Source organism: Paenibacillus cucumis (ex Kampfer et al. 2016) (genome assembly GCF_019748695.1).
Lineage (GTDB): Bacteria > Bacillota > Bacilli > Paenibacillales > Paenibacillaceae > Paenibacillus > Paenibacillus polysaccharolyticus.
Window position 1 is genome coordinate 56536 of sequence record NZ_JACLIC010000018.1, and the last position, 13353, is coordinate 69888.

Here is a 13353-nt window from a genome sequence, read left to right on the forward strand (position 1 = left end):
ATAATCGTTGCGATACAGCGTATTGCGTAAGCCAAACCTTTGCTCTTGTCTTAAAGATTCCGTTTGCTGGCAGGCTATTGCCGTCTCAGCTTTCAACGATCCGCATTGCTTCAAGCGCTTTTTCCGGCACAACCACACCACAGAGAATCCAATCACCTCAAGAATCTCTCCTAGTATTTGACCCGATATCTTGTGAATCATGCATAGAACCATTCCTATTTCGTTTGGGAGCAACGCAACGCTCACCAACCTTACGTATGAACAGCCAGTTAATTTGAAGAATCTTCCGGAAGCCACCATCATGGACTTGGAACCGGCGATCAGTTTGCATAATGCACTCACTTGAACGATCCATTATCACTATATAAGTTTAACTATTCATTTACACGTGAACGAAGAGGACAGAAAAAACCTGAAAAAGCGGAGCGGTCGCTTAAAAGCTTTCTGCAAGAAAGCTGCATCGGAAGCATACGCTGTTCACCGGATTTTCCCTTTTAAAAAGGGAATCGAAAAAAATCTGGGGATAACAGCGATGGGAAGGTTGTTCTGTCATCGGAGTGGAATGTGTAAAATCTTTAGTTCAACTTATATAGGGTCAATATATCCATTAAACGGGAGGTACCTATGCAGGAACAAATCATAGCGATGATAAGCGAAGTCAAGGATGACGCCCAGCTGGAGAACAGCTTGAATGGGCATTCCAGCATCATGGAAGACGGGGGGATGGACTCTTTACAGCTAATTACTTTCTTATTGAAGGTGGAGGAGAACTTCGGCATTGAAATCGATTTTGAACAATTCGACTTCGATTGCATGGAATCGGTTACAATCTTCTGCAATTATATCTCGGAGCTGCAGAAGACGGCATCTGTATGAACGATAGAGGCAAGTCCGAGCTCATTATCGGGATGTTTGACGCGGAACGCTTCTGGCGCGACCCTAATCAAGCCAAACTGCCGTCGGTTCACGATCCTGAAATGGAGAATGTCGTGATGGCCATGGATGAGCTACTCTTCCCATTTTGCGGGGCGCAGGATAGGCTCATTACCCGTTATCGAATGAACGCTTCTCATAAAGCGTATTTGCATGAGATCGGATTCCAATTTCTGTCCAATTCAAGCGATCTTGAGAGTCCTGATGGAGGAAGCGCAGGCAGAACCGCCAATATATTCGACCTGCTCACCTCAACGGATCAAGTGGGTGACATTGATCCCGATTGGCTAAACGGCGCTCGGTTATCGCCCTTTGCGGTCATTCCGGGAGTGGACCGTGCTGCTGCGCGTTTCGGGCTGGAACAGGATTGTCCAGCTGTCGAGACGGTTCAGACGGTTAATTCTAAGCTGTATTCAACCGAATTGAACCGTCGCCTGGGGCTTCAGTGTGACAGCCAGACGGTCTATTCCCACGAAGAGTTGCTATCAAGCGGCTTGGCTCTGCTGAAACAAGGCCCCTTTCTGATCAAAGATGAGTTTGGGGTATCCGGGAAGGGGAATTTGCTAATCGAGTCGGAAGCGATTCTGCAACGGGTCACCTCTTATCTCGCCGATCAGTGCAGAAAGGGAAGAACGGTTCGGTTTATTATTGAGCCGTTCCTCCTCAAAGAGCTGGATTTCTCTTGCCAATTCCACATCGATCCGGACGGTGCGTACCGTCATGTCTCTGTGCAGCAAGTGGTCAATCACAAATTCGCTTACCAAGGCTCCTATACAGCCGATGACAGGCTGCTTCATAGGCTACACGAAGCGGAGTACTTTGATGTAATGAAGCTGGTAGCCCGCGAGCTTTATCAGTCGGGTTATCACGGCGACGTATGCGTCGATTCGATGCTACTAAGAGACGGCCGTATCGTTCCGATTGTTGAGGTCAACGCAAGAAAATCAATGAGTCTAATCAAGCATTATGTTGACCGGTATCTCGAGAAGCACGATACGGCCGGCAGCATGACACATGCGACCTTACAGTTTGCAGGGGATGTATCATTTGATCAATTGCTGGATTTGCTGGACCGCGAGGGTGTTCTATATAAGCCTGATCGAGGGTTTGGCATGCTACCGTTAAGCGCGAATACACTCTTTATTAACAAGGTCGTCAGCGAGTGCAAGGGAATCCGGAATAAGCAAGTGAAGGGCAGATTGTATTATTCGCTGATCGAGGGGACAGGGGATAACGAACGATTGTCCGCGAAACTTAAGGAGGTTCTGTTGTCGTTATCCTTCAAGATCGCCCCCTGATGCATTCCGAAGTGCTTGAAACCATGGATGGAGGAAGAGAGTTTATGGGGAAGCGTAAAGTAACGATTCTATGCTCGGGTTTCGGTCTGGGGTTCTATATTCCCGGCCTGTTAGCTGCAAGCGAGTTCGGGAAAAGGGATATCAAGGCGGAAGTGCTCGTGTTCGAAAGCTTTTTGGAGCACGACAAGAGGGAGCATATTGCAGATAGCAGGACGGCTTACCACAGTAATTTCGCACTTGCCAATATTTCGGCTCGAATGCCGATGGATATCCGCAATAGTATAGATTATGCCCAGGTTGAGCTATTGCTGGAGACCTGGAAAGCGGAAGAACGCTACGAATTCATATCGCTATCCGGACACTGGATCTATATTCTGGATTTGTATAGGGAGAAGATGTTGCCGAATCCGATTCATGTAGACCTGCTCTACGTCGATTCAGATCTGGCTCCGTCCTGGAAGAGCCTGAAGAAGTTTCATCCCCGGTATGACGAGCATTATTACAATGCTTGTCTCTATGACACCGATAAGATGGCAATTCGATACGAAATCCCGGTTCTTCCTGGTACGACACTGCCTTTCGAATCAAGGAAGCGGCGGCTTGTTGTTCATGGCGGCGGTTGGGGGATGGGCACTTATCAAAGTACAATTCCAGATCTTGCCATTCATAACTATGGGCTTGATATTGTAGCTTACGACTGGAAGGAAGCGAAGCCCGATCCCGATCACCGATATTGGATGAACGATCCGGAATGGTGTTCTTGGGTGAAGAGCGCGAACGGTCTGCACGAATTTCCGCCATACATTGAAATAGCAGGAGAAGATACGAATTCATATACCGCTGAGGCTGATCATCATTGGTTATTTGACGTCGCTTCTGAGGCGATGGCTATCGTAGCCAAGCCGGGAGCGGGCACATTGATCGACTCGCTTGCCTCCGAAACGCCTCTTATTCTTCTGGAGCCGTTCGGCAGTCATGAGCTTAGCAATCTGGAATTGTGGGAGTCGCTTGGATTTGGAATACGCTACGAGAAGTGGCGAGAGATGGATTTTTCTGTAGATATCCTTAAAGAGATGCATCAAGCGATCAAGAACAGACCCGGTGAACGGACGAACTATGTGGATCACTACTGCTCAAGGGTTGCGTTAACGAAGACGTAAGATATCAATGGCAGAAGGGGTAATGCAATGAGCTTAAGTAAATTGAGTGTTGCCAAGGATACGGTAAGCTATCCGAGATGGATCGTCTTGCAGCTGCTAGAGGAGTGCAATTTACGATGTAAGATGTGTTATGAATGGGGACTCGAAGGGCCTTACAAAAGCAAAAAAACATTAGCGCAGCTGGACCCGGAGCTGATCAAAAAGATCATTGTCGAGTGCAGCCCCGGCAAGCCATATTACGATTTCTTCGGCGGCGAGCCGCTGATGTACCCTTGGCTGAGCGATATTCTCGCCATGATCAATCATTATGGAAGCATAGCGGACTTCCCCACGAACGGCACACTGCTTGAGAAGCATGCCGAGATGTTAGTCGAGACTCCGCCTAATAAGATCTGGGTGTCGCTCGACGGCCCTGAGGAAATCAACGACAGGCAGAGGGGCAAAGGCGTATTCAAGAAAGTAATCAAAGGAATCGAGAAGCTCTATGAGCTCCGGCAAAGCAAAGGCAAGCAATTTCCGAAGATGGGTGTATCCTTTATCATCACACCCTTGACCTATATGTACGTCGAGGAATTTTTCTTTAAGCATATCGACTTGTCAATGTTGGACCATATCAGCATGGAAGTGCAGCTCTATGCCACGGAAGAGCAGTATGCCCAATATGTGGAGGTTCTTCGTGAGGAATTCGGCGTGCATGAAGCTCCGTATGCCAAGGGGATGGTCTGGAAAGACAATAGTTCGTTCAGCCAGATCGATATTCCCGAATTGACGAGACAGCTCAATAATGTTAAAGAGTATTGCTTGAAAAACAGTATCGATGTGATTACCTATCCGAAGACGATAGATGAACAGAACTTGCACAACTATTTCTCGGGACATTTCCATCAGATGGCGGATAAACGAAACCGTTGCTCTCTTCCATGGACTTATGCGGAGATTACGGCAAGAGGTGATGTTTCGCCCTGCCATGCTTTCTATGATTTGACCTTCGGCAACGTGAACGAAGAGAATTTGCTGGATATCTGGCGCAGTGACAATTACAAAGAGTATCGCGCGTATATGAAAAAAAATATGCTTCCGATTTGTACGGCTTGTTCAAGGTATTATATCTACTGATTCATGTGAATGACCTATTACGTTTAAGAAGGGTGTGTTGATATGAATCCGAAATCTGAGATTAAGCATTCCGCTAAGGATCTGCAAATATTGAAACGTACGATCAAGAATACGGTGGAAACCAAGCGGAACATGGAGAAAATAGCGGGTTACGCGACACCGTTGCCAGAGTCGGTCGGGATTAAACTGACGAACCAATGCAACTTGCGCTGCAAACATTGCTATCAATGGAATGACACCGGCTACCATCACTTCATGACACCGGAGCAGCAACGCGAACAGCTCGACTACGGGCTACTGGAGAAGCTGATCCTTGAGACGGAACCAGCCAAGTCGAGACTCTATATCTGGGGCGGCGAGCCGCTCGTATACAGCCATTTCGACCGTTTAGCCGATTTGCTTGAAGCCCATCCTCGTGAGACGACGATCTGTACGAACGCGGTGCTGATCGAGCGAAAGCTGGACGCCTTGCTGAGAATCTCCGACAACCTGGAGCTGCTCATTGCGCTTGATGGATTCGAAGAAGAGAATGATGCGCTTCGCGGCAAAGGGGTATTCAGCAAGGCGATAGATGCGATCCGGAAGCTGGTCGAGCTGCGCAAGGAAAACCGGTTCAAGGGCAAAATTACGATCCATACCGTCGTTAACGATGGTATGACTGACAAGCTTTACGATCTACTGGACTTTCTGGAGGGCGTCGGTGTAGATATGGTCATGGTCTGCTTCCCGTGGTACATCTCGGACGAATGCACGCAGGGAATGGACAATTACTTTGACGAGAAGTTCGACTTCCTTCCGGCGAGCGAGCACAAAGGCGAACGAAGCTGGCACGCCTTTAACTACAAGCTCAATCCGGAGCGTATCCCTGCTTTGATGAGCGAGTTGGATCGGGTGAATAATCGGGTCTGGAAAATGCGTTTACGCTACCAGCCGAATCTGGATCATGACCAGATTGAAGATTTCGTGCTCGGCAAAGAGGTGAAGGGTAAAGGCACGATGAACAAGAAGTGCCTGGCGCTCTCGAATCGGATGGACATTACGCCCGATGGAACAATTATCGCATGCAAATTTTTCAAGGAGTTCGAGATCGGCAAATTACATGATACGTCTGTACAGGAATTATGGCATAGCATGACCTACAGAAGGATAAGGGAAATGATGGATGAACGACTGACACCGGCTTGTTCCAAGTGCAGTGTCTTGCATTTGCACGGTGTATAACGATTCTAAATTCACATAAATGAGGTGCACAAGTGAGTATTATCCAGATGGAGGGGTTATCCAAAAGCTTCAAGTATTACGAGAAAGAACTGGGGCTCAAAAAATCGCTCAAAAATTTAGTGAGGCGGAAATCACTGATCAAAGAAGCGGTTAGCGAAATATCCCTTGTAATCGAGCAGGGTGAGATGGTCGGATTTTTAGGCCCGAACGGTTCTGGCAAAACAACTACGCTTAAGATGCTGTCCGGCATCTTGTATCCGACAAGCGGGCAAGCGAAGGTATTAGGCTATGTCCCTTGGGAACGAAAAAAAGAATTCAAGATGCAGTTCTCAATCGTGATGGGACAGAAATCACAGTTGTGGTGGGATTTACCGGCGAACGAATCGTTGTACCTGAACAAATGCATTTATGAGGTCGAGGATAAGCCCTACAACCTTGTTCTTGATGAGCTTACGGAGATGCTTGACGTTAAAGATCTGCTTAATATTCAGGTGCGGAGACTCTCGCTGGGGGAACGGATGAAGATGGAACTTATTGCGTCGCTCATCCACCGGCCTAAGGTGATTTTCCTGGATGAGCCTACAATCGGACTCGATCTGATCTCGCAGAAACGCATTCGGGAGTTTCTGAAAGATTATAACGAGCAGACGAAGGCAACGGTCATTCTGACAAGCCACTACATGGCGGATATTGAGGATCTATGCAAACGAGCGATTATCATCAATCAGGGGAGGATCGTATACGACGGCGATCTTCGGCGTGTGAACGAGCTGTTGCATGCCAAAAAGATTATCAAGCTGCAATTTACGGATGAAGTGCCGAGGCAAGCGCTAAGCGACTATGGCACGATTACTCAACATGACGGCATGAATGCCGTCATGGAAATTGACAAGCATGACCTCCAGCGGCTTTCCAAAATGATACTGGACCGGTTCCCGATCCTCGATTTCACAGTTGAAGATATACCTGTCGAGCGAGGCATCGAAAGCTTATATCAGAAAGATGGGGTCAGACATGAAAGCCTTGCAGAAATATAAAAGGACGTACATCCTTGCGCTTCAGAACGCGATGGAGTACCGGACCGATTTCCTGATGGGCATTATCAGCGGCGGCTTTATCATACTCGTCCAATGCTTTCTCTGGACAGCTGTGTTCCGCAGTTCGCCGCAAGAGATTATTAACGGCTATACGTATTCACAGATCATCATTTATTCCGTGTTGTCCGGCGTCGTCTCCAAGCTGGTTTCTGCCGGCTTCGAGGGGGAGATCGCGAATGACATCAAGACGGGCGGACTAAGCAAATTTATCGCTCAGCCCATTCATTATTTCAGCTATCGGATATGCAATTTCTTCGGTGAGAAAACGGTTCAGACCGGGGTCGTCCTTGTCTTATTCGTCATACTGATGACCGTGTTTACTCAGATTTGGGGGTTTCAGCTTAGAGTGGGACAGATCGTTATGTTCCTGGTTAGTATTTTGTTCGGAATGCTCATCAACTTCCTGCTTTTTTATTCGATTAGTGCGCTCGCGTTCATCATTACTGAGGTTTGGGGCGTGTATATCGCGTTCAATCAAGGCGTCTATCTGCTCAGCGGCGCCATCTTTCCGCTTAATATTTTCGGAGATACGTTTGCCACAATCTCCAGCTATTTACCGTTCCAGTATGTCGTATTCTTCCCGGTTAAGATCATCCTCGGGAGCTTGGAGGTTCATGAGATCGTGAGCGGGCTCCTCTTGCAGGCCGTTTGGGTAACGGTGCTTTTGGTCATTTCCAAGTTGGCTTGGGATTCCGGGATGAAGAAATATGTAGCCGTTGGAGGTTAGATCTGTGAGTATCCGCTTGAGTGAGATTCGGAAGCACGTACGTATGTTTTTTATTTTCGCAAAGAACAGTTTGGTCGGTTATATGGAATACAAAGCGAATTTCTACTCCGGTTTGATCATGGAGACCGTATTTCTGTTTTCCAAGCTGATCTATGTCATCTTCGTTTTCCAGCTGGGGATCGAAATTAATGGAATTTCTCCTGACCAGATGATGATCTTCACCGGGACCTATACGATTATGATCGCAATCTATACCGGATTGTTTATGGATAACTTTTATAGATTTTCCGGCCATATCCGCAACGGAACGCTGGACTTGTATATGACGAAGCCACTATCGCTGCAGTTCATGATTTCGTTCCGAAACGTTAACTACGCGTTTCCGATTCCGAACCTGATCGCCGGGATCACGATGATCGTAGTGGCTTGGCGGCGTCTTGGCATCGAGCCAAGTTTCATGCACGTGGCCGGATATATCGGCGTGATATTGAGCAGCACGATCGTGACCTACTCGGTGCTTCTGCTTCCGCAAATCCTTGCTTTCTGGACGGTGAAGTCCGGTTCGATCTTCGACATAATTGATAAGTGTTGGGATTTCAACAATATGCCAATGTACATATACCCCAAATGGCTACAGAGGATAGGGCTGTATGTCGTGCCTATCTTGTTTATTACCAACATGCCGTCGGTTTATTTGATCGACCGTTTGGACTTCTTCCTTGGGATATGGATTTTTGTAGCTCCTGTGATATCGCTTCTGGTCGTCAGGCTGTTCTGGAAGCTGGCCGTCAGACACTATGAGAGCGCCAGCAGTTAGAGAAATGCTAATAACAAATGGTTGAGAGGGTGAAGTGCATGAGCAAGATGGAGTACAAGAGCTTTTCGCCGCAGACAGAGACTACTGCCAAGAAGCGGCTGCACAACGGGATCGAAATCTATCAAAACAACGAAGGCGAGACCGAATTCCTCTATAACGAAATTTTTCAGAAGGAGATGTATTTCAAACACGGGATTACGCTCCCGGATCATGGCACGGTCATGGACGTCGGGGCAAATATCGGCATGTTCACCCTGTATGTCAGCAACAAGAGCAACTGTAGAGTATATGCCTTTGAGCCACTTCCCCCGACGTTTGAGCTCTTGAAAATGAATACGAGCTCGCTGCCTCGCGTAACAACAGTTAACGTCGGGCTTTCCAATGAAATCAAGGAAGCGGAGTTTGCCTATTTTCCTACGATGTCCACGGATTCTGTCCAGATCAGATACCGTGAGAACCACGATCAGGATCTCCGATACGGGTTAATCAACCATTACCGGGATCATTTCGACGACCCGCGCATGCTAAACCGGTTTGTGGATCAAATGATGTCGCCGAAGTTTCTGAATGAACAAATCCATCGATGCAAGTTAACTACGATCTCTGAAATGATCCGTTATTATGATATGAACGTCATTGATCTGCTCAAAATCGATGTGGAAAAAAGTGAGTTTGAGGCGCTGGAAGGCATAGAGCCGGAGGATTGGGGCAAAATCAGGCAAATTGTAATGGAGGTGCACGGACTGGACGGAGAACAGATCAGCAGGCTAGAGAACATTTTCCGAACCAACGGCTTCAATGTCGTGATCGATTACTACGAAGATTTGAATATCCCCAATTACTTCAATGTGTACGCGATGAATCAAATGCATATATCGGCAGGGTGATAGTCATGATACAGCATCTGCATGCAAAGTTGGTATGCTCCAGCTGTAAGGGTGTGCTTGCCCAGTCGGAGGCGTTGCTTCAATGCTGCAACTGCGATGCGGTATATACGATCGATGATCGTTATATATCGATGCTCGACCGGCGTGAGCAGGTTACCTATCCTTCCGAATGGAACCGGAAGGAGGCTGAAATTCGGGATTATAGCGAGATTTCCAACTCCCTTGCGCTGTCCGGTATAGGCCGATTCGCCACCTTCTTAAATTATGGTTACGTCCCGGATGGGAGTGAGCAACATGCGGTAATCGAGCCCGATGATGCATGGAATAGAAACTCATTCAAGCTGCTGCTTGAGACAGTGGGCAGGACGGAGATTCGGGGGCGGCAGGTAATCGACATCGGATGCGGCAGGGGAGGAAACATAGCAGCTCTGTCTAAATATTTCAAGCCGCTGTATATTGTCGGTCTCGACATCTGCCCGGCGAATATTACCTATTGCAATGCCAAATCCCGAGGGGGGGAATCGTTCTATCTCGTCGGCGATGCGGAGAATATCCCGTTTGCAGACGAGAGCTTCGATGTGGTCTTAAATATAGAATCTGCACATGCCTATCCGAATCGATCACGATTCTATGAAGAGGTGTACCGGATCATGAGAGGTGGCGGCGTATTTCTGTATACGGAGCTGATGCTGGGAGATCAGGTGGCGCATAACGTCAGGCTGTTAGAGGAAGCAGGCCTGTCTGTAATCCGCAATCAGGATGTGACTTCGAATGTTCTTCTATCATGTGATGAGAGTGCGAAGCAGCGTACTGGCACACAAGGGATTGCGAGCAACGCCAAAGCGAGCACGAATATTGGAGATATTAATGATTTCATCGCATTGCCCGGCTCGAAGAAATATGAAGAGATGAAGGCTGGAACGCGGGAATACCGTATGATGAACCTTGTTAAGAGGGAATAAAGCCGTAATATCAACAATAATTTTGGGCGTGTCTGAAAACTCTGAAGGCGGCAGATTTTGCTGAATTTTCGTTCCAAGCCAGGAAGTTTTCCGCAGGCGTGCCGGGGCACGTCAAGGGAAAGTGACGTAGCAGGGGGCGAAAAGGCGGTAAAAGATGCACTTCAGTAGGTTTCAAGACACGTCCTAGTATAGGAGAAATATTGTATGGAAGAAATGATTTCCCTGGACACCTTCCAGCCCTTCGACGGCATGACAAAAATGTTTCCGCATCATAATTTTCCTTATTTTAATTGCGGCTACAATTTGTGGTTAACGCTAGCCAGATATTTCAAAAAAGATGAGTTGCCGATTTTGAATAATGTCATTAGTATTTATAGATTTAATGAACAAAAAATACAAACAAGTGGATATTTCAAGTTAGAAGTGTTGGATCTTGAGGAGGGAGATCAGATCCTTGAGGAAATGGGGATCTCTATTCGTAAAAAATCTCCTGCACTAGATACGTTACAAGATGAGATCATAAGCTCTATTTCTAGTGGTCATCCGATTTCCATATTTATTGATTTATTTTATCAACGCGGGAGAGACTTTTATTATAATAAAAAACATGGACTGCACCCTGTTTTTGTCTATGGCTTCAATGTTATGAACGAGGAAATATATACGGTTGATGATATTACGGAATATAGACAATATTCTCTGCCATTTTCAGAATTTAAATCGTCATGCATGACTTCGGAACACGTAAAGATGCCAGACTACTTTTGGGAATATGCGCTAGTGCCCCCCGGTAATCATGAGATCTTGGACAATAAGAAGTCAGCAGACACAACCATCAATACATTCGTAGAAAATATGTGCAGGTATCAAAATGAAATAACGAAAAGTTTGAATAATATACTGTTGCTCGCAGAAAATTATGAGCTCATTATAAAAAATGAAACGATTATAGAAACACTGAGCAGTACGATCTATAGAAAATGTTCTGAGAAATACAGGTTAAATACTCTCTATAAGTACAACATTGATCATATCCATGCAAAACATACGCTTGACCCGTTATTGGACCAAATTATTCATGACTGGAAGACAGTAAGGATCTATTCGAATAAAGCCATCATGTCCCAAAAGTTCACTGGGGAAATCATAGATAAGTGCATTGGTTTATTTACAAAAATCTATACGAATGAAGTGCGTTTTTATAATCAATTTTTTTTAATGTTAAAGGCTTTCAGGTAGGGTGAAATCACATCTAATATTGCTAGAAATGAGCCGCATGTACCTGATTAAATAGTTGCCTAGCCCGAAGCTTCTAGCGTTCGGGCCATTGTTATTTTTACTAAAATAATATGTTTAGCGCAAAGCATCGGTTGTGGCTTCTGTTCGTCGGATGGATCAGTTGTCAATAACGGATGTCGTTAAGTGTTTTCAAGAGTTGCAGTAAGACGGGGTAAAGATATCCCTAACTTTTTGGCTTCTTTCACAACTTCAATTACTGAAAAACCTGCTTTGGTATTGTTGTATTCAATGGAAAGTCGTGCTAAGCTGCCCTTTGCAAAGATAACCTTGTTAAAAAGCATACTGAGAAGTGGTGGTGGAATTTTAGTCAGCAGTAGAGAAATCATATCAATCTGTGCACCTCTTGCTCTAAGTACAGGTGCAATTTCCCTCATATTTTTTCCTACATTGGCGAATGAGTCACGATGATTCAAGAGTGCTGGAAAACTTCCCCGTCTCAACACTTCGGCTTCCATAGCAGCATTCATGGCAAAGTGATTCCATAGCCAATTTTGCATATCCTTTATCCAACTAATTTTAAAATGGGCACTTTCAAATAGTTCCTTGACCATGTTGTTTATTTGTTCCGTCCCTGCCCGTGGTTTTTCAAGAAATATCATTTTAAAAAAGCCACCTCTAAGCCTATTGTCCGTGATGCCGCCTCCTGCTCCTGGGAAGCCAAAGACAACATTGTTCATAACCAAGGGTGAGATGGCTGATTTCAAATCTTGCCAAATATTATTGAATATGAGGACAGGGGTGTTTCCTGTAACAGTCGACAGTAATTGTGCTACCTCTGGAAGTTGTTCCGTATTGACACTTACAATAATGAGATCATAATTTGGACGTATCTCCTCATGAAGTTGAACGTTCCAGCTTTCCTTTATGAACTGTTTTCCCCTTCGTGCGTCCCACATTTCAAGCTCAATATAGCCTCCGAAGGTTGCTTTTCTCCCTTTCCTAACATAGAACTCGACGGTATGCCCTGCCTTTTCCAAAGCCCAAGCATATTGGGTGGATATTAAACCTCTACCAAAGAATAAAATTCTCATATTGCCTCCCTAAAAATATATTTTAGCTCTTGTTGATGATCCAACAACGTGTTGTATAATGTTATTGTATGGATTCATTATATGGTCATCAACCATCAGATTTTTAATATCTGTCGTATCATGGGTTGAACAGATTGAACAGAAAATGGAGGGAAATCATGCATAAGCAACCTGAAATTACGGACAAAACAAGGCAGACGTTTGTAAATGTATTCTGCGATTTATATAGCCGGAAACCAATCGAAAAAATATCCATTCAAGAGATCGCTAACCAATCAGGATATAACCGCAGTACATTTTATCAATACTTTACAGATATCTACGATTTGTTGGACTGGGTTGAAGAACGTATTTTGAACTCCATTAACGAGGAAATGGCAGGCAGAGAGTTCTCTACACATACTTTCCAAGATGCACTTCAGTGCTTGGAAAATGCAGAGGACATTGCAATTCTGAAAGCTCTCTTGGGCGACTATGGCTCTGTTCATTTTGTGGAACGGCTAAAAAGGGAAATTCCCTTTGAACAATTGATTGTGGATTTTCCATCCGATGATGCTTTAGCGCCATATATCATTGAGTTTTACATATCAACATTAATATCTATGTTTCGCCTTTGGATACGAAACGGCAAAGATCTGTCGTCAGAAGAGTTGGTCGGACTGATTGATAGCTTATTTACAAAGGGGATAACGCCATATCACATTTTTGGATCGGTCAATCCGCGGAGCAAAATTTGAGCAAAGGGGGAACACGCTACTTTTTGACATAATACGATAATATAATTACAAGTTCTCGGTCCATGATG

General features: G+C 45.5%; 14 protein-coding genes. 13 read left to right on the forward strand and 1 reads right to left on the reverse strand.

The window, feature by feature from the left end; genetic code table 11:
* The first annotated feature begins 199 nt into the window (after positions 1 to 199).
* The 12 genes from H7T88_RS10675 (at position 200) to H7T88_RS10730 (ending at position 11457) form a co-directional block, all read left to right on the forward strand.
* Positions 200 to 346: a hypothetical protein gene (locus tag H7T88_RS10675; protein WP_221788387.1), complete on the forward strand. Its 147-nt coding sequence runs from the start codon at positions 200 to 202 to the stop codon at positions 344 to 346.
* Between the two features lie 278 nt (positions 347 to 624).
* Positions 625 to 876, forward strand: a complete 252-nt coding sequence (locus H7T88_RS10680) for an acyl carrier protein (RefSeq protein ID WP_090923305.1) — start codon at positions 625 to 627, stop codon at positions 874 to 876.
* Complete coding sequence (locus H7T88_RS10685; protein ID WP_221788388.1) at positions 873 to 2231, forward strand: ATP-grasp domain-containing protein; 1359 nt, start codon at positions 873 to 875, stop codon at positions 2229 to 2231. Before H7T88_RS10680 ends, H7T88_RS10685 begins: the two co-directional genes overlap by 4 nt.
* Positions 2231 to 3391 (forward strand): UDP-glucuronosyltransferase, encoded by a 1161-nt coding sequence (locus H7T88_RS10690; RefSeq protein WP_260510828.1) that lies wholly within the window; start codon positions 2231 to 2233, stop codon positions 3389 to 3391. Before H7T88_RS10685 ends, H7T88_RS10690 begins: the two co-directional genes overlap by 1 nt.
* A 27-nt stretch (positions 3392 to 3418) precedes the next feature.
* On the forward strand, positions 3419 to 4507 hold the full coding sequence (locus tag H7T88_RS10695; protein ID WP_221788389.1) for a radical SAM protein: 1089 nt from the start codon (positions 3419 to 3421) through the stop codon (positions 4505 to 4507).
* A gap of 42 nt (positions 4508 to 4549) precedes the next feature.
* Positions 4550 to 5728 carry a radical SAM/SPASM domain-containing protein gene (locus tag H7T88_RS10700; RefSeq protein WP_221788390.1) on the forward strand — a complete coding sequence of 393 codons (1179 nt, stop codon included), beginning with the start codon at positions 4550 to 4552 and terminating at the stop codon, positions 5726 to 5728.
* 32 nt (positions 5729 to 5760) lie between these two features.
* Positions 5761 to 6765, forward strand: a complete 1005-nt coding sequence (locus H7T88_RS10705; RefSeq protein WP_090923301.1) for an ABC transporter ATP-binding protein — start codon at positions 5761 to 5763, stop codon at positions 6763 to 6765.
* Positions 6743 to 7552, forward strand: a complete 810-nt coding sequence (locus tag H7T88_RS10710) for an ABC transporter permease (RefSeq protein WP_167375794.1) — start codon at positions 6743 to 6745, stop codon at positions 7550 to 7552. The genes H7T88_RS10705 and H7T88_RS10710 overlap by 23 nt, the downstream gene beginning before the upstream one ends.
* A 4-nt stretch (positions 7553 to 7556) precedes the next feature.
* On the forward strand, positions 7557 to 8369 hold the full coding sequence (locus H7T88_RS10715; RefSeq protein WP_154891621.1) for an ABC transporter permease: 813 nt from the start codon (positions 7557 to 7559) through the stop codon (positions 8367 to 8369).
* A 38-nt stretch (positions 8370 to 8407) separates the two neighbouring features.
* Positions 8408 to 9256: an FkbM family methyltransferase gene (locus H7T88_RS10720; protein ID WP_221788391.1), complete on the forward strand. Its 849-nt coding sequence runs from the start codon at positions 8408 to 8410 to the stop codon at positions 9254 to 9256.
* A gap of 5 nt (positions 9257 to 9261) precedes the next feature.
* Positions 9262 to 10218 (forward strand): class I SAM-dependent methyltransferase, encoded by a 957-nt coding sequence (locus H7T88_RS10725; protein ID WP_221788392.1) that lies wholly within the window; start codon positions 9262 to 9264, stop codon positions 10216 to 10218.
* Between the two features lie 204 nt (positions 10219 to 10422).
* The gene (locus tag H7T88_RS10730) at positions 10423 to 11457 is read left to right on the forward strand and encodes a hypothetical protein (RefSeq protein WP_221788393.1); all 1035 of its coding nucleotides are present in this window, start codon (positions 10423 to 10425) and stop codon (positions 11455 to 11457) included.
* A gap of 179 nt (positions 11458 to 11636) precedes the next feature.
* Here the strand turns inward: H7T88_RS10730 and H7T88_RS10735 are convergent, their stop codons facing one another.
* Positions 11637 to 12548 (reverse strand): ketopantoate reductase family protein, encoded by a 912-nt coding sequence (locus tag H7T88_RS10735; RefSeq protein ID WP_221788394.1) that lies wholly within the window; start codon positions 12546 to 12548, stop codon positions 11637 to 11639.
* Positions 12549 to 12706: 158 nt separating this feature from the next.
* Between H7T88_RS10735 and H7T88_RS10740 the strand changes: the two genes are divergently transcribed.
* Positions 12707 to 13285 (forward strand): TetR/AcrR family transcriptional regulator, encoded by a 579-nt coding sequence (locus H7T88_RS10740; protein WP_221788395.1) that lies wholly within the window; start codon positions 12707 to 12709, stop codon positions 13283 to 13285.
* Positions 13286 to 13353: the final 68 nt, after the last annotated feature.

Coding starts and splice junctions, on each gene's coding strand:
- H7T88_RS10680 (WP_090923305.1), top strand. CDS start 625: ATGCAGGAACAAATCATAGCGATGATAAGCGAAGTCAAGGATGACGCC.
- H7T88_RS10735 (WP_221788394.1), bottom strand. CDS start 12,548: ATGAGAATTTTATTCTTTGGTAGAGGTTTAATATCCACCCAATATGCT.
- H7T88_RS10725 (WP_221788392.1), top strand. CDS start 9,262: ATGATACAGCATCTGCATGCAAAGTTGGTATGCTCCAGCTGTAAGGGT.
- H7T88_RS10710 (WP_167375794.1), top strand. CDS start 6,743: ATGAAAGCCTTGCAGAAATATAAAAGGACGTACATCCTTGCGCTTCAG.
- H7T88_RS10690 (WP_260510828.1), top strand. CDS start 2,231: ATGCATTCCGAAGTGCTTGAAACCATGGATGGAGGAAGAGAGTTTATG.
- H7T88_RS10740 (WP_221788395.1), top strand. CDS start 12,707: ATGCATAAGCAACCTGAAATTACGGACAAAACAAGGCAGACGTTTGTA.
- H7T88_RS10720 (WP_221788391.1), top strand. CDS start 8,408: ATGAGCAAGATGGAGTACAAGAGCTTTTCGCCGCAGACAGAGACTACT.
- H7T88_RS10695 (WP_221788389.1), top strand. CDS start 3,419: ATGAGCTTAAGTAAATTGAGTGTTGCCAAGGATACGGTAAGCTATCCG.
- H7T88_RS10675 (WP_221788387.1), top strand. CDS start 200: ATGCATAGAACCATTCCTATTTCGTTTGGGAGCAACGCAACGCTCACC.
- H7T88_RS10700 (WP_221788390.1), top strand. CDS start 4,550: ATGAATCCGAAATCTGAGATTAAGCATTCCGCTAAGGATCTGCAAATA.
- H7T88_RS10730 (WP_221788393.1), top strand. CDS start 10,423: ATGGAAGAAATGATTTCCCTGGACACCTTCCAGCCCTTCGACGGCATG.
- H7T88_RS10685 (WP_221788388.1), top strand. CDS start 873: ATGAACGATAGAGGCAAGTCCGAGCTCATTATCGGGATGTTTGACGCG.